Annotated in this window: 17 protein-coding genes; 10 read left to right on the top strand and 7 right to left on the bottom strand. The window is 72.4% G+C overall.

What is annotated here, in order from left to right; genetic code table 11:
- Nucleotides 1-63 precede the first annotated feature (63 nt).
- The 3 genes from AB0B58_RS36035 to AB0B58_RS36025 form a co-directional block, all read right to left on the bottom strand.
- Entirely contained in the window at nucleotides 64-567 is a 504-nt protein-coding gene (locus tag AB0B58_RS36035; protein ID WP_360233503.1) for a hypothetical protein, read from the bottom strand.
- Between the two features lie 121 nt (nucleotides 568-688).
- Entirely contained in the window at nucleotides 689-2,326 is a 1,638-nt protein-coding gene (locus tag AB0B58_RS36030; RefSeq protein WP_360233500.1) for a RecQ family ATP-dependent DNA helicase, read from the bottom strand.
- Between the two features lie 65 nt (nucleotides 2,327-2,391).
- A complete protein-coding gene (locus AB0B58_RS36025) occupies nucleotides 2,392-2,532 on the bottom strand; it encodes a hypothetical protein (protein ID WP_360233497.1) in 141 nt (46 codons plus the stop codon).
- Nucleotides 2,533-2,720: 188 nt separating this feature from the next.
- Between AB0B58_RS36025 and AB0B58_RS36020 the strand changes: the two genes are divergently transcribed.
- The 8 genes from AB0B58_RS36020 to AB0B58_RS35985 all read left to right on the top strand — a co-directional run bounded on the left by AB0B58_RS36020 (nucleotide 2,721) and on the right by AB0B58_RS35985 (nucleotide 8,493).
- The gene (locus tag AB0B58_RS36020; RefSeq protein WP_360233494.1) at nucleotides 2,721-4,298 is read left to right on the top strand and encodes a glycoside hydrolase family 3 N-terminal domain-containing protein; all 1,578 of its coding nucleotides are present in this window, start codon (nucleotides 2,721-2,723) and stop codon (nucleotides 4,296-4,298) included.
- Between the two features lie 37 nt (nucleotides 4,299-4,335).
- Nucleotides 4,336-4,665 carry a hypothetical protein gene (locus AB0B58_RS36015; protein WP_360233492.1) on the top strand — a complete coding sequence of 110 codons (330 nt, stop codon included), beginning with the start codon at nucleotides 4,336-4,338 and terminating at the stop codon, nucleotides 4,663-4,665.
- 59 nt (nucleotides 4,666-4,724) lie between these two features.
- A complete protein-coding gene (locus AB0B58_RS36010) occupies nucleotides 4,725-5,543 on the top strand; it encodes a DUF1206 domain-containing protein (RefSeq protein WP_360233489.1) in 819 nt (272 codons plus the stop codon).
- 102 nt (nucleotides 5,544-5,645) lie between these two features.
- Entirely contained in the window at nucleotides 5,646-6,851 is a 1,206-nt protein-coding gene (locus AB0B58_RS36005) for a mechanosensitive ion channel domain-containing protein (RefSeq protein ID WP_360233486.1), read from the top strand.
- A 72-nt stretch (nucleotides 6,852-6,923) separates the two neighbouring features.
- A complete protein-coding gene (locus tag AB0B58_RS36000) occupies nucleotides 6,924-7,358 on the top strand; it encodes a phage holin family protein (protein ID WP_360233483.1) in 435 nt (144 codons plus the stop codon).
- A 73-nt stretch (nucleotides 7,359-7,431) separates the two neighbouring features.
- A complete protein-coding gene (locus AB0B58_RS35995) occupies nucleotides 7,432-7,722 on the top strand; it encodes a DUF3618 domain-containing protein (protein ID WP_360233480.1) in 291 nt (96 codons plus the stop codon).
- Nucleotides 7,719-7,991: a DUF4235 domain-containing protein gene (locus AB0B58_RS35990; RefSeq protein WP_360233477.1), complete on the top strand. Its 273-nt coding sequence runs from the start codon at nucleotides 7,719-7,721 to the stop codon at nucleotides 7,989-7,991. Before AB0B58_RS35995 ends, AB0B58_RS35990 begins: the two co-directional genes overlap by 4 nt.
- A 298-nt stretch (nucleotides 7,992-8,289) precedes the next feature.
- Entirely contained in the window at nucleotides 8,290-8,493 is a 204-nt protein-coding gene (locus tag AB0B58_RS35985) for a cold-shock protein (RefSeq protein ID WP_011905669.1), read from the top strand.
- A gap of 105 nt (nucleotides 8,494-8,598) precedes the next feature.
- Here AB0B58_RS35985 and AB0B58_RS35980 read toward each other — a convergent pair whose 3' ends face one another.
- Both AB0B58_RS35980 and AB0B58_RS35975 read right to left on the bottom strand, forming a co-directional pair.
- A complete protein-coding gene (locus tag AB0B58_RS35980) occupies nucleotides 8,599-8,805 on the bottom strand; it encodes a hypothetical protein (RefSeq protein WP_360233474.1) in 207 nt (68 codons plus the stop codon).
- A 10-nt stretch (nucleotides 8,806-8,815) separates the two neighbouring features.
- On the bottom strand, nucleotides 8,816-9,793 hold the full coding sequence (locus AB0B58_RS35975; RefSeq protein WP_360233471.1) for an aldo/keto reductase: 978 nt from the start codon (nucleotides 9,791-9,793) through the stop codon (nucleotides 8,816-8,818).
- Between the two features lie 64 nt (nucleotides 9,794-9,857).
- Between AB0B58_RS35975 and AB0B58_RS35970 the strand changes: the two genes are divergently transcribed.
- Together AB0B58_RS35970 and AB0B58_RS35965 are read left to right on the top strand one after the other, a co-directional pair.
- Nucleotides 9,858-10,628, top strand: coding sequence for a trans-aconitate 2-methyltransferase (locus AB0B58_RS35970; protein WP_360233468.1), 771 nt, complete (start codon nucleotides 9,858-9,860; stop codon nucleotides 10,626-10,628).
- A 25-nt stretch (nucleotides 10,629-10,653) separates the two neighbouring features.
- A complete protein-coding gene (locus AB0B58_RS35965; protein WP_360233610.1) occupies nucleotides 10,654-11,673 on the top strand; it encodes an adenosine deaminase in 1,020 nt (339 codons plus the stop codon).
- Here the strand turns inward: AB0B58_RS35965 and AB0B58_RS35960 are convergent.
- Both AB0B58_RS35960 and AB0B58_RS35955 read right to left on the bottom strand, forming a co-directional pair.
- A complete protein-coding gene (locus AB0B58_RS35960; protein WP_360233465.1) occupies nucleotides 11,670-11,828 on the bottom strand; it encodes a hypothetical protein in 159 nt (52 codons plus the stop codon). The genes AB0B58_RS35965 and AB0B58_RS35960 overlap by 4 nt on opposite strands.
- A gap of 22 nt (nucleotides 11,829-11,850) precedes the next feature.
- A complete protein-coding gene (locus AB0B58_RS35955; RefSeq protein ID WP_360233462.1) occupies nucleotides 11,851-14,064 on the bottom strand; it encodes an RICIN domain-containing protein in 2,214 nt (737 codons plus the stop codon).
- Between the last annotated feature and the right edge of the window lie 64 nt (nucleotides 14,065-14,128).

Genomic DNA, 14,128 nt, shown 5'->3' with positions numbered 1-14,128 from the left:
GCGGCGACGGTGACGCGTGACCGCGCCGGTGCCCTGGGCGCCGGCGCGGCCGCATCGCGGGTGTCAGCCCGCCAGGGCCTTCGCCAGCTCGTCGCGGAAGGTGCGCTCGTCCTCGGTCACGACGTCGCCGCCGAGGCCGAGCACGCCGCCGGTCGTCGCCGCACCGACCACGCTCTCCGCGATCTCCACCAGCCAGTGCTTGTACGTCTCGGCGTCCACCGCCGCGGTCGTGTTGGCCAGCAGGGCCGCCGCCTGCGCGGCGCGGTCGAGCACGTCCTGCGCGTAGCCCACCGGGTCGGCCGGCTCGATCGCCGGCAGCTCCTCGCCGCGGTCCGGGTCGCCGGTCTGCTCCAGGACGGCCGCGGTGATCGTGGTGACCAGAGGGCTGGCCGAGATGCGGCCGTCGGAGATCCGGTCGAGCCCGGCGGCCGTCTCGGCGCGGGTCTTGCGCGCGCTGTCATGGGTGGCCACGCTCGCGGCGGTCAGTACCGCCTGCGGCAGGCCCACGAGCAGGCCCCACTCGGCATCGGTGAAGCCGAACTCGGCGTACTGCGGTGCGTCCGTCACTGATCCTCGCTTCTTTCTTCCCGGGCGACCGGCGGTCACTCTCCCCGTGCCGGCACCGAGCGGTTGAGACAGCTGACGGTACCCAGTGGGCGCGGGACGGAACCCCCGAGTCCCGTGTGCACTACCCGGAGGTGAGTAGCTGCTGCTCGGTGACGACCGGGACGGAGAGGGTCTTGTAGCCGACGGTCTCGAAGAGCACCGTCATGCGCTCCGCCTCGTAGCCCATCACCATGCCGGAACCCCACTCGGTGTGCCGGACCGTGCTGTGCACGGCGAACGGCTCGTCACCGGACTCCTGCGCGGTCTGCGCCGCCGCGCCGCCGGCGCAGTTGTCGCAGTGCCCGCAGCGCTGTGCGAGGTCCTCGCCGAAGTAGGCCAGCAGGGTCTGTGAGCGGCACGCGTTGCTCTGCGCGAAGGCGCGCATCATGTCGTTGCGGGAGCGCTGCACGACCTGCTGCCGCTCGTATTCCGCGACGGCGGCCTCGGCCGCGGCGGCCGGCAGCGGCGCGAAGACCGGGACGGTCCACTTGTTGCCGTTTCCGGCGACGGCGGCGCCGACCTGCTCGAGCAGGCCCAGCAGCGAGCCGAGCCGGCGGGCGCCGAGGCCGGTCTTCTCTCGCAGGGCCGACTTGGTGGCCGGGCCGGCGCGCAGCGCGGCGGCCAGCTCGCGGAGCTCCACCGGGTCGGGGCCGCCGCCGTTGAAGAACCGCTGGATCGCCTCGTCCTCGGCGCGCCAGAGCAGCAGCGCGCGGCCCGGCGCGCCGTCGCGGCCCATCCGGCCGATCTCCTGGAAGTAGCTGTCCGGGGAGTCCGGCAGGGCGACGTGTGCCACCCAGCGGATGTTCGCCTTGTCGATGCCCATGCCGAACGCCGACGTGGCGACCATGATGTCGACCTTGTCGGCGGTGAAGTCCTCGTGCCGCTGCTGGCGGGCGCCCGCGGCCATGCCGCCGTGGTAGAAGTCCGCGCGGTAGCCGGCGACGGTGAGGCGCTCGGCCAGTTCCTCGGCGGCGCGGCGGGTGGCGACGTAGATGATGCCGGGGCGCGGCGAGGAGTCGAGCAGCGCGGTGAGCCGGCGCCAGCGGTAGTCCTCGTCGGGGCAGTAGGCCACCTCGAGGAAGAGGTTGCGCCGGTCCAGGCCCGAGACGTGGATCTCGGGCCGGTGCAGGTCCAGCCGGGCGATGATGTCGTCGCGCACCGGCGGCGACGCCGTCGCGGTCAGCGCCAGCACGGGCGGGCGGCCGATGCCCTTGATCAGGTGCCCGAGCGACAGGTAGTCGGGCCGGAAGTCGTGGCCCCAGGCGGAGATGCAGTGCGCCTCGTCGATCGCGACCAGGCCGGGGCGCAGCGCCCGCACCTCGGCCATCCACTCCGGGTTGCTGAGCTGCTCCGGGGTGATGAAGAGGAATTCCGCCCGGCCCTCGGCGACCTCCCGGATCGCCTCGTGCCGCTGGCGGGGGGTCTCGGCGGAGCTGACCCGGACCGCGCGGACCTTGGGGTCGGCGCGCTCGTTGAGCGCGGCGATCTGGTCCTGCTGCAGGGCGAGCAGCGGCGAGATCACCACCGTCGGCCCGGGCAGCAGGACCGCCGGGATCTGATAGATCGCCGACTTGCCGGCACCGGTGGGCAGCACGACGAGGGCGTCGCGGCGGCGCAGCACGGCCCGCATGGGCTTGAACTGGCCGGGGCGCAGGGAGGGCCAGCCGAAGTGCCGGCGGGCGACCCTGCGCAGGCGTGGGCCATAGATGGGTAGCTTCATCGAGCGGCCATTGTGCCCCACGGGTGCGACAGGCAAACGCGGGTCGTCCGCCCGGCGGATCCCGGCTACTTGCCCCCGAACATCCGGCGGATCGCCCAGAACAGGATCAATGCCCCCAGTGCGACGCCCAGCAGGCGCACGGCGTGCACCTCGGACCAGTCCACTGAAGAGGCCGCCAGGGCCGGGGGGAACGCATCGGTGTGCACGCATCGAAGCCTACCGAGACGAGCTACCGGCCGAACACTTTAAGTGGGCTTAATAGAAAGGTTTGTTGACTAAAGCCGGGAAGTGGGTGACCATAAGTCGTCGCCGCGCCCAATGACGGTCCGGTCGATCACGTTGGGGGACGTGCTCGCTGAGCGCGTATTCGTCGTCACCGGAGGTACGCGGACTTATGCCGAATCATGGCGAACTGCCAGATCTGGCCGCGACGGTTCTTCAGCCCGGGTTCGTCGGTACCACGGCGCCCGACTGGGTGCGCCGCTGGCTCGGCGAAGGGCTGGGCGGCGTCGCGCTCTTCGCCCGCAACGTCGAGACCCCGGCGCAGGTCGCCGCCCTGACCGCGCAGCTGCGGGCCGAGCGCCCGGACGTCATCGTCGCCATCGACGAGGAGGCCGGCGACGTCACCCGCTTCGAGTCGCGACACGGCAGCTCCCGCCCCGGCAACCTGGGCCTGGGCGCGATCGACGACACCGAGCTGACCAGCGCCGTCGCCCGGGACCTGGGCCTCGAGCTGGCCCACGCGGGCATCACGCTCGACTACGCGCCGGACACCGACGTCAACAGCAACCCGGACAATCCGATCATCGGGGTACGGGCGTTCGGCGCCGAGCCCGACCTCGTCGCCCGGCACGGCGCGGCGTGGATCCGCGGCCTGCAGGAGTCCGGCGTCGCCGCCTGCGCCAAGCACTTCCCCGGGCACGGCGACACCGCCGTCGACTCGCACCACGACGTACCGCTGATCGACCGCAGCCGCGAGCGGCTCGCCGAGGTCGAACTCGTGCCGTTCAGGGCGGCCATCGCCGCCGGCGTGCAGTCGGTGATGACCGGCCACCTGCTGGTGCCCGCGTACGACCCGGACCTGCCCGCGACGCTGAGCCGGCGCATCCTCACCGGGCTGCTCCGCGAGGAGCTGGGCTTCGAGGGGCTGATCGTCACCGACGGCATCGAGATGCAGGGCGTGCGCCGCACCTTCGGCCTCGAGGGCGCCACCGTGCGGGCCCTGGCCGCCGGCGCCGACGCCATCTGCGTGGGCGGTGACCACGCCGACGAGCACACCGCGGTCCGGCTGCGTGACGCGATCGTCGCCGCCGTGCGCAGCGGCGAGCTGCCCGAGGCGCGGCTGCGTGACGCCGCCGCCCGGGTACGCAGGCTGGCCGGCTGGACGCAGCGGACGCAGACCGCGATCGGCGCCCGCGCCGTCGCCGACGCCGCCGGCTCCGAGGCACACGAGGTGGCGGTCATCGGCGGCTCGGCCGTCGGCCAGGCCGCCGCCCGCCGGGCGGTCCGGGTCACCGCCGCCGCGACGGCCCCCGAACTGCCGCTGACCTGCCCGCCGCACGTGGTCGAGTTCGCGCCGGAGCGCAACATCGCCATCGGCGCCGAGACGCCGTGGGGCGTGGGTGCGCCGCTGAGCACGCTGCTGCCGGGCACGACCTCGGTCCGGCTGAGCGCCGAAGACCTGGCGGGCGTCGCCGACGTGGCGGCACTGATCCTGGCGGGAGCGGGCGCGCGCCCGCTGGTGCTCGTCGTGCGGGACGCGCACCGGCACCGGTGGATCGCCTCCGCGCTCGAGCACACCCTCGCCGTGCGCCCGGACGCGGTCGTCGTGGAGATGGGCGTGCCGGTCGCGATCAGCGGCGGCGTGCACGTGGCGACCTACGGGGCCACCCGGGCCTGCGGCCAGGCGGCCGCCGAGATCATCGCCGGCGCCGCGGTCCCGCACCCGTCGAGGCAGGCGCTCGCGGCGTGAGCCAGGCGGATGGCGGGCGGCACGTACTCTTGATGTCGTGACGAAACCCGCAGCACGCCGTCTGGCCGCCCTGTTCACCTCCGCAGCCCTCGGACTGACGTTGCTGGCCGGATGCAGCAGCGACAACGTCAGCTGCGGCCTCGACCAGTGCACCGTCACGCTCGAGCGCAGCACCAGCGCGAGCGCCAGCGTCCTCGGCGTGGACGCCAAGTTCGTCAGCGCCGACTCCAACACGGTGACCCTCGAGGTGGCCGGGGAGCAGATCCAGCTCAGCAAGGGACAGCAGGCCGTGGACGTCGGCGGCCTCCAGGTCTCGCTGGACAGCATCAACGCCGACAACATCAGCTTCGTGGTGGCGCGCCAGTAGAGCAGGCGTGGCACGGGTGACAGGTTTCAACAATCGCGTCACGGGTCAAACAAGGCCGCATGTCTGCCACCGAACACGTCCGCGGAACGGCCTCACGCGCCGCCGACAGCAAGCCGCTCGAGCTTCTCGCCCGTGGTGGCTTCGTCATGTACGGCGTCATCCACCTGCTCTTCGCCTGGCTCGCCCTGCAGGTCGCCTTCGGCAGCTCGGCCGAGAGCGACCAGTCCGGCGCGATCCAGCACCTCGCCGCACAGCCGTTCGGCAGGTTCCTCGTGATCGTCTCCGTCGTCGGCATGATCGGCCTCGCCGTCTGGCAGGCCTTCGAGGCCGCGATCGGGGAGAGCGGCATGCGGGGCAGGTCGGCGGTCGCCGAGCGGGTCGTCTCCGGTTTCCGGGCGGTGCTGTACCTCTACTTCGCCTGGATCGGCATCAAGGTGCTGCAGGGCGCGAACGCCTCCACCGGCGACAGCCAGCAGCAGAACGCGTCGACCATGATGGACGGCTCCGGTGGCCGCCTCCTCGTCGGCCTCATCGGCGTCGCGGTCGCCGCCATCGGCATCGGCCTGGTGGTCTACGGCGTCACCGGGAAGTTCGAGAAGCACCTCAACACCCAGCAGATGAACACCACCGTGCGCAGGACGACCCGGCGGCTCGGCGTCGCCGGCTACTCCGCCAAGGGCGTCGCCTACACGATCGCCGGCGGCCTGATCGTGGCCGCCGCGGTCACCTACGACCCGGAGAAGGCGCGCGGGCTCGACGCCGCGCTCAAGCTGCTCGCCGGCCAGCCGTACGGGCCGTGGCTGCTCGGCCTGGTGGCGCTGGGCATCGCGGCGTACGGCGTCTACTGCTTCTCGCAGTCGCGATACCGCAAGGTGTGACGTAAACCAAGGCCCGACATCCCCCCGGATGACGTTCTTCGCACAGGCGGGCAGGGCAAGGTAGAACGCTGGCAACGACCCTGAACCTGGAGAGGGGACTTCGTGACCAGCGTTCTGACCGCCCTGCTCGCCGTCGTCATTGCGGCGGGCTCGGCGATCGTCCTCGCCGAGGCCCTGCACTGGATCGTCAAGCGCCTCGGCCGGAGATCGATTCTGCTGAACGAACTGGCGGCGACGGCACACCGGCCCTTCCTCGCCACGCTGACCGTCTTCGCGGTGCAGCAGGCCGTACGCGGCTTCGCCGGTGACTTCCCCGGCCGCGACCTCGTGCTGCACGGCCTGGTGCTCCTCGTGATCGCCTCGGCCGCCTGGCTCGTCGGCGCCCTGCTGCTGGTGCTCGAGGACGTCGCGCTGGCGCGCTGGCGGGTCGACGTGCCGGACAACCTGCGGGCCCGGCGGCTGAAGACGCAGGTGGTGATGCTGCGCCGGGTCACCGTCGCCGGCATCGTGGTGGTCACCGTCGGCGTGATGCTGATGACCTTCCCGGCGGTACGCGCCCTCGGCGTGAGCCTGCTGGCCTCGGCCGGCCTGGTCAGCGTCGTCGCCGCCCTGGCGGCGCAGAGCACGCTGGGCAACCTGATCGCCGGTCTGCAGCTCGCCTTCAGCGACGCGGTGCGCATCGACGACGTGGTGGTCGTCGAGGGTGAGTGGGGCCGCATCGAGGAGATGACGCTGACCTACGTCGCCGTGCAGATCTGGGACGACAGGCGCCTCATCCTGCCCACCTCCTACTTCACCACCAAGCCCTTCCAGAACTGGACCCGTACCGACTCCGCCGTGCTGGGTACCGCCGAGATCGACGTCGACTGGTCCGCTCCGGTCGAGCCGATGCGGGCCGAGCTGCGCTCGGTCTGCGAGGGCACCGAGTTGTGGGACGGCCGGGTCTGCGTTCTGCAGGTGACCGACGCGGTCGGCGGTATGATCCGGCTGCGGGCCCTGGTCAGCGCCGGCGACGCCGGATCGCTGTGGGACCTGCGCTGCCTGGTCCGCGAGCGGCTCGTCGCCTGGGTGTTCGAGCACCGGCGCGACTCGCTGCCGCGGCTGCGTGCCGACGTGGCGCCCGCGGAGCCCACCGAGCCCGCCGAACCCAGGATCCCGATGCAGGCCGGCCGGCGCCCCGCGGCCGGTCCGGACGCCCCCGACGACGCCCGGGTCTTCAGCGGCGCGGGCGACGGCGACGAGCGGGCTGCCACCTTCGGTGGACCCGAAGAGCCTGCCAGGCCCTCCACGTCCGGTATGCGGCAGTAATTCTGGACTTCAGTTGCGAGGATTGATCCGGCCCTGTGCAGGGCATACAGCCGTCATTGGAAGGAGGACACCATGGCCGATGTCCTGAACGGTAGCCCGGCCCGTCCGGTGACCGACCAGTCCACCTCGGAACTGGTACAGCAGGCGACGGAGCAGATCTCGCGTCTGGTGAAGGACGAGATCACCCTTGCGAAGGCGGAGCTCGCGGAGAAGGCTAAGCACGCCGGAATCGGTGCGGGCCTGTTCGGCGGGGGAGCGGCGTTCGCGCTCTACGGCGTCGGCGCCCTGTTCGCCACGCTGATCATCGTCCTGGACCTGTTCCTGCCGCTGTGGCTCGCCGCGCTGATCGTCACCGTGGTGCTGTTCGCCTCGGCGGGCATCCTGGCGCTGCTCGGCAAGCGACAGGTCACCAAGGCAGTCCCGCCGGAGCCGTCGGCCGCCATCGCCAGCGCGAAGGCGGACGTCGACGAGGTCAAGCACGCGATCAAGACCAGGAGCCGGACATGAGCGAGTTTACGAGCGAATCATCAGCCCAGTCCAAGACTCATGCCATCGGTGGAGCGCCAGCGGAGGCGATGGCATGAGCGATAAGAATGGTTCGGCTGGGGGGCGGCCCGATGTGGCCGCCCTTCGCGAGGACATCAGGCAGACCCGCGCCGATCTCGGCGAGACGGTGCAGGCCCTCGCGGCCAAGGCGGACGTGAAGGCGCGGGCGAAGGAGCAGGTCGAGCAGACCAAGCAGCGGGCAAGGGCGCAGGTGCACGACGCGTCCGAGAAGGTGCGGCGCAACCCGGTGCCGTTCGCGGCCGCGCTGGTGGCGGGTGCCGCCCTCGTCGGCATCATCCTGATCGTGCGCGGGAGGCTCAAGTGAGTCACATTCTGCGGAAGGTGGCGTACAAGCCGGTCGGCCTGCTGCTCGGCGTCGCCGCCGGCGCGGTGGCGGGCTTCGTCTTCAAGGAGGTCTGGCGACTGGCCTCCGGCGACGACGACGCACCGAACGCCACGGACGAGGATCGGGGCTGGGGCGAGGTCGTCGCCGCGGCGGCCCTGCAGGGTGCGATCTTCGCGACGGTAAAGGCGCTCGTCGATCGCGGCGGCGCGGCCGGCATCCGTCGCATCACCGGCGAGTGGCCGGACTGACGTACCGACTCGCATAGACCGTGGCCGGGCTGACGTCCGCACACCGCATAGACCTCGGTCAAGGCTTCCGGCGCCCGTCTGAGCGCTGCCGGAGGCCTTTTCCGGCTTTGCCGGGACCGACTCGATTCGTCCAAGGGGCAGCCTTCGGACTGCTTCTTCGGGTACAGTGTGGCCAGTTTTTGTGTAAGTGGTTCAGGGGCTCGTCCTTCTGAAAAGCCGCCCCCTCGCGGTGCCGCTGCTCGAAAACGACCATCGGCCCCGCATCACCGGGCCGGCATTTTCAGAAGGAGAGTTCAGCATGGCGCAAGGAACCGTGAAGTGGTTCAACGCAGACAAGGGCTTCGGCTTCATCACCGTCGACGGCGGGGGTGCTGACGTGTTCGTCCACTTCTCGGCCATCCAGACGAGCGGCTACCGCACTCTGGAAGAGAACCAGCGGGTCGAGTTCGAGATCGCCCAGGGCCAGAAGGGCCCGCAGGCGGAGCAGGTTCGCCCGCTCTGAGACCAACCTGCCGGCGGCGACGCCGGCTGTCGATCGCCTGGCGGAGATCGGCTTGAGTGACCCCGCATCCCTGTCCTGGGGATGCGGGGTTTTTCTGTACCCGCCCTAGGGTTGCTGCTTGCTCCGCGCGCGGACCCGGACGCCGATGACGATCATCGCGAACCCGGCGGCGACGACTATCGGCCCGATGACGGCCCAGGCCGTGACGCCGCTCATCACGCTGCCGCCGAGCAGGTCGAGGCCCTGAGCCGTCCAGAGCCCGCCCACCACGACGCAGAGCAGGCCCGCGGTGAGCCAGGACCAACCCTTCATCGGCACTCCCTCACCAGCGGTCATGGACCTGCGGCCTGATCAACTCGTCGTAGACCGCCCGGACCGCCTCGTGCGCCTCGGTGCCCAGCGGCGCAAGCGCGGCGGCGGACGCGTTGCCGCGCGCCTGTTCCGGGTTGCGCGCGCCGGGGATGACCACCGTGACCCCGTCCTGGTCGGCGATCCAGCGGAGGGCGAACTGCGCCATGGTCGCGCCCGCCGGCACGTGCGGCCGCAGCCGGCGTACGGCCTCGAGCCCGGTGCCGAAGTCCACGCCGGAGAAGGTCTCGCCGACGTCGAAGGCCTCGCCGTGCCGGTTGTAGTTGCGGTGGTCGTCGGCGCCGAAGGTGGTCCGCTCGTCGTAGCGGCCGGAGAGCAGGCCACTGGCCAGCGGCACCCGGGCGATGATGCCGACGCCGGCCGCCGCGGCGGCCGGCAGCACCCGCTCGAGGGGCTTGAGCCGCAGCGCGTTCAGGATGATCTGGACGCTCGCGGTGCCGGGGCGGGCGATCGCCGCGAGGGCCTCGTCGACCCTCTCCACGCTCACGCCGTAGGCCGCGATGCGCTTCTCCTGCACCAGCGTGTCCAGGGCGTCGTAGACCGCGCCGGTGGAGAAGACCGGGGTCGGCGGGCAGTGCAGCTGCACCAGGTCGAGGGTGTCGACGCCGAGGTTTCCGCGGGACCGGTCGGTCCAGGCCCGGAAGTTGTCGAGCGAGTAGTTCTCCGGCTCCTGCGGCACCCGGCGGCCCATCTTGGTCGCCACGGTCAGCTGTGGCCGGCCCTTGATGAACTCGCCGATGACCTGCTCGCTGCGGCCGTCGCCGTAGACGTCGGCGGTGTCGATGAAGGTGACGCCGGCGTCCACCGCCGCGGCGAGCGTCGCATGTGCGTCGTCCTCGCTGACGGTGCCCCAGTCGGCGCCGAGTTGCCAGGCGCCGAGCCCGATCACGCCGACGGTGCGGCCCATCCGGCCGAAGGTGCGTTTCTCCACCTCGTGACCCTATCCGTCCGGTGGTACCGTGCAAAAAAGACGTACGTACGGTTTGGAGACGCTCATGTGGGATCCCGCCGTCTATCACCGCTTCGGCAACGAGCGCTCGCGCCCGTTCTTCGACCTCCTGGCCCGGGTCGGCGCCGAGAGGCCACGGGCCGTCACCGACCTCGGCTGCGGATCCGGCGAGCTCACCGCCACCCTCGCGGCACGGTGGCCGGGCGCCCGGATCACCGGCCTGGACTCGTCGCCCGAGATGATAGAGAAGGCCCGGGGCCTGGATGCCCCGGTGGAGTTCGCCGTCTCCGATCTGCGCGACTGGCGGCCCGGCGCGGACACCGACGTGGTCGTCAGTAACGCCGCGCTCCAGTGGGTGCCCGAGCATCGCGACCTGATCGGCCGGTGGGCCGCGGCGCTGCCGCCCGGCGCCCGGTTCGCCATGCAGGTGCCCGGCAACTTCGGCGCCCCGTCGCACCGCGCCCTGCAGGAGATCGCCCGCAGCCAGGAGTACCGGGCGGCGATCGGCGAGATCGTGCGGGAGGCGCCGGTGGACGATCCGAGCGGCTACGCCGCGCTGCTGACCGGCGTGGGCGCGGCCGTCGACGCCTGGGAGACCACCTACGTGCACCTGCTGCCGGAGACGGGCGCGGACCACCCGGTCCTGCGCTGGATGGAGGGCACCGCGCTGCGGCCGGTGAAGGCCGCGCTGGACGACACGCGGTGGCGTGATCTCCGTGCCGCGCTCGGCGCCCGGCTGGCGGCCGAATACCCTGCGCAGAACGGGCTTGTGGCGTTCCCGTTCCGCCGGATCTTCGTGGTGGCGACCATCGCCTAGGACAGTGAGACTTTTGGGGGAGAAGTTGACCGATCTGACCTCGTTCATCGCCGGGCTGCCCAAGGCCGAGCTGCACGTGCACCACGTCGGATCCGCCTCGCCGCGCATCGTCGCCGAGCTGGCGGCCCGGCACGAGGGTGCCAGCCCGGTCCCGGCCGACCCGGCGGCGCTCGCCGACTACTTCGCGTTCCGCGACTTCGGCCACTTCATCGAGGTCTACCTCAGCGTGGTCGATCTGATCCGCGACGACGAGGACGTCCGGACGCTGACCTACGAGGTGGCCCGGGAGCTGGCCCGTCAGCAGGTCAGGTACGCCGAACTGACCATCACGCCGTACTCGCACGTGCGGCGGGGGATCCCGGCGGCGGAGTTCTGCGCGGCCATCGAGGACGCCCGCACGAGCGCCGCCGCCGACTTCGGTATCGACCTGCGCTGGTGCTTCGACATCCCGGGCGAGGCGGGGCTGCCGGCCGCCGAGGAGACGCTGCGGATCGCGCTCGAGGAACGGCCCGACGGGCTGATCAGCTTCGGGCTCGGCGGGCCGGAGGTCGGCGTGCCGCGGCCGCAGTTCAAGCCGTACTTCGACAAGGCCCGCGCGGCCGGGCTGCACAGCGTCCCGCACGCGGGGGAGACCACCGGGCCGGAGACGATCTGGTCCGCGCTGCGCGACCTCGGCGCCGAGCGCATCGGGCACGGCATCTCCGCCGCGGCCGACCCGGAGCTGATGGCCTACCTGGCCGACAACCAGGTGCCGCTGGAGGTCTGCCCGACCTCCAACGTGCGGACCCGGGCCGTGCCGAGCCTCGACGAGCATCCCTTGCCGGCCCTGGTCGCCGCGGGGGTCCCGGTGACGATCAACTCCGACGACCCGCCGATGTTCGGCACCACCCTCGAGGAGGAGTACGCGGTCGCCGCCCGGCTGCTGGGCCTCGACACGGCCGGGGTCGCCGGGCTGGCCCGGGCGGCCGTGCAGGCGTCCTTCCTCCCGGCCGGCGGCAAGTCCGCCCTGCTGGCCGAGATCGACGGCTACGCCGGCTCGGTCTAGAAGTCGGCGTAGAGCGGGTCCTGCCAGATCGCCAGCACCGCGAGGATGCCCAGCGTCAGGATGGTGACCACCCGCACGACCCGGCGCCGGTTGAACCGGCCCGGGTCGTCCTCCGGCTCGAGTTCCGGGTCGCTCCGTACGTCCGTGTCCAGCATCGTCACTCCCCTCGCCCGGACCTCAGCCGGGAACCGCCGTCCAACTCTGGTGCCGGGCCTTGTCCGGCTGCTGCAGGACGAGCAGCCGGGCGGCGCCGAAGCGCTGGCTGCCCACGCCGGCGACCAGGTCACCGACGGTGGTACGCAGGCTGAATCCGTGGTCCGTGGCGAACAGCGACCACCGGCCGCTGTCGGCGCTCGCGCAGTCGCCCTGCACGAGCGGCGCACCCACCACCGGGTTGCCGTCCAGCGGCACCACGCACTTGCCAGTGGCCCGCGACTGCAGGGAGTAGCCGCCCCCGCCGGCCGGTACGAGCCGCCACTGCTGCTGTGAGTCGCCGTCCACCCCGCCGAGCGCCACCGGGGTGCCGTTCGCGGTCCGGGCGGCGTAAAGGTCGGCGGCGCCGCCGGTCAGCGAGTTCGTCAGCACGAACCACGCGTTCGCCGCCGGCCGGGCCGCGGGCGCCGACTGCGCCGTGCCCTTGGCGGTGTAGCCGTTCGCCGTGCTGCGGATGGTCACCTGGTACTTGGAGTCCGGCCGCAGCCCGATCAGCCGGGCCCGGGTGGCGACCGTGGTCGCGATCTTCACACCGTCGACCTCCACCTCGTACGTCGCCTTCGGTGCGGCGGCGCCCCAGATGAGCCGGACGGAGGTGCTGGTCGGCTCGCGTACCTCCAGGAACGCCTGCGCCGGTGCGGCGGCCGGGTCCGTGGCGACGACCACCGGGGGCGGGCCGGTCGTTGCGTCGGCGGGCGCGCCCGTCGTCGGCGCCGGCAGGCCGGGGCCCGGGGCCGCCGGGCCGCCGGGCGGGGCGTCGCCGCCGCCGTCGGACGCGTCGCCGCCGCTCGCGCCCGGCACGGGCACTCCCGGGGCCGGCGCGTGCGTCGCACCGGTGTGCGGCGTGGCACGCGGGGTCGCGGCCGGCTTCGCGGGCGGTGCCTTCGCCTCGGCGGGGGCGTCGTCGCCGCCGTCGCCGGCCAGCAGGAACTCGCTCTGCGCGACGTTCCAGTTCTTCGCCAGGTAGCTGCCCGGCGCCGGGTCGGTGCTGAAGTAGTCGTCGTGACCGCAGTCGAGGCGGTTCTCGTGCTTCTTCGGGCAGACCGTGCGCACCGCGGTGCCCGAGCGGTCGCCGGCGCAGAGCAGGTCGTGGTCGTCGGTGCAGCTGCCGGCGCCGGTGGAGTTCGGCGAGTCCTGCAGCAGGGCGCCCAGCATCTGGGTCGTCTGCTGTGCGGCCACCACAGAGCTCCAGCAGCCCGAGTCGACCCGGCCGTACGACGGCCCGCCGTTGTTGCGGTTGCCCAGCCCCGGGCGCTTGTCGGCGACGAACGTGCCGATGCCGCAGTACACGTTGGTGTCCGCGAAGATCAGGTACTTGCGGTCGGTCCGGTTGTAGCCGAGCGTCTGCAGCGCGGAGATGTTGCCGGTGAACGACTCGAGCGCCGCCTCCGGCAGCTGCACCTCGGCGACGTCGACCCGGCACTGCGGTGTCGTCACGAAGCGGACGTGCCGGGAGCCGCCGGTCTCGGCCGCGCTCGCGTCGAAGATCTGGTCGACGCCCGCGGACCAGGTGCGCATCGAGCCGAGGAAGTCGGTGTAGCGGCTCGGCGTCCCGAACTCGTGCAGGTAGAGCACCTGCACCCGCTTGCCGGTCCGGCCGTCGCCCTCGCAGGCGACGTCGTGCGTGCCCATGATGAAGTCCGCCTCGCCGGGCGCGGCGTCCGGGATCAGCGCCGGCGCGCCGGGCGACAGGGAGCTGCCGCCCTGGTCGCGGACGATCTCGGCGTCCGGCGGCACCGCCGCGGCCTCGCGCTTCGGCTCCTCCGGCTCCGGCGCCTTCACGGTCACCGGCGGCACGTCCCGGCTCACCGCGAGCCCGGCCGGTGCCGCGTCGGGGCCGTGCGTGCAGGTCTCCTCGTCGAGTTCGTACATGCCCGCGCAGAGCGAGTCGGCGCCGGCGGGCACCAGGCCGTCGTAGACCAGGCCCTGTCCGGGGTCGTCGTCCGGCAGGGACGCGTAGGTGATCCGCTCGCGGTCGCCGCCGCCGTCCGGGCTCCAGCCGCCGCCGACGACGCTCGGCCCGACCACCCCGCCGATGCCCAGCACCGCGACGCCGAGCAGCACCGGCAGCAGCCGGTGCGGGCGGGGTGTCGCGCGCCGCCGTCCGTGCTCGGGGACCGGACGCCGGCGGCCCGGCGGCGTCTCCCCATGCAGCGCGGACTGTCGGTGGCTGGACAAACCATCTCCTCGTGCTGCGGGGGCGCGGTGGGAGGGGGTTATGGGGTGACCACCTCCCACCGCT

Origin of the sequence: Actinoplanes sp. NPDC049118, from assembly GCF_040648555.1 — a bacterium.
Lineage (GTDB): Bacteria > Actinomycetota > Actinomycetes > Mycobacteriales > Micromonosporaceae > Actinoplanes.
This window is presented reverse-complemented; position numbering and strand designations above follow the sequence as displayed.

Excerpts from the sequence above, each read along its gene's own strand:
- AB0B58_RS36030 (WP_360233500.1), bottom strand. The coding sequence starts at position 2,326 with ATGAAGCTACCCATCTATGGCCCACGCCTGCGCAGGGTCGCCCGCCGG.
- AB0B58_RS36020 (WP_360233494.1), top strand. The coding sequence starts at position 2,721 with ATGCCGAATCATGGCGAACTGCCAGATCTGGCCGCGACGGTTCTTCAG.
- AB0B58_RS36010 (WP_360233489.1), top strand. The coding sequence starts at position 4,725 with ATGTCTGCCACCGAACACGTCCGCGGAACGGCCTCACGCGCCGCCGAC.
- AB0B58_RS36000 (WP_360233483.1), top strand. The coding sequence starts at position 6,924 with ATGGCCGATGTCCTGAACGGTAGCCCGGCCCGTCCGGTGACCGACCAG.
- AB0B58_RS35995 (WP_360233480.1), top strand. The coding sequence starts at position 7,432 with ATGAGCGATAAGAATGGTTCGGCTGGGGGGCGGCCCGATGTGGCCGCC.
- AB0B58_RS35985 (WP_011905669.1), top strand. The coding sequence starts at position 8,290 with ATGGCGCAAGGAACCGTGAAGTGGTTCAACGCAGACAAGGGCTTCGGC.
- AB0B58_RS35980 (WP_360233474.1), bottom strand. The coding sequence starts at position 8,805 with ATGAAGGGTTGGTCCTGGCTCACCGCGGGCCTGCTCTGCGTCGTGGTG.
- AB0B58_RS35970 (WP_360233468.1), top strand. The coding sequence starts at position 9,858 with ATGTGGGATCCCGCCGTCTATCACCGCTTCGGCAACGAGCGCTCGCGC.
- AB0B58_RS35960 (WP_360233465.1), bottom strand. The coding sequence starts at position 11,828 with ATGCTGGACACGGACGTACGGAGCGACCCGGAACTCGAGCCGGAGGAC.